We start from the raw sequence: 255 nt of genomic DNA, 5'->3' as shown, positions 1-255 counted from the left end.
GCGGAACGCCGGGACGAACGGAACCTCAGCTACCCTGCGCGCGTGCTCGCTTTGCCTTGTATGCTTTCAGATGGGTGTATGCCAGCCGGATCATGGGTAGATCCAGACCCGCCGCTTCACCTCGCGCAAGCAAATCGCCGATCACATGATCGGCCTCCACCGGACCACCTTGTTCCAGATCACGCATCATCGACGCTCTCATCGTCGAACCTTGCTCGGTCAATACAGAACGCGCGCGCTGCAGGACGGCATCGC

1 protein-coding gene is annotated in these 255 nt (G+C 60.8%); it reads right to left on the bottom strand.

What is annotated here, in order from left to right; all coding sequences use genetic code 11:
* Positions 1 to 25: 25 nt before the first annotated feature.
* Positions 26 to 255, bottom strand: a 230-nt coding sequence (locus tag AC4HNJ_RS22055) for a ketopantoate reductase C-terminal domain-containing protein (protein ID WP_490481749.1), incomplete at its 5' end; no start/stop codon positions are given.

The sequence above is a fragment of the Dyella sp. SYSU CM1112 genome (assembly GCF_058216415.1).
Note: the sequence above shows the minus strand (reverse complement) of the source record. Positions and strands in the feature narration are given on the sequence as shown.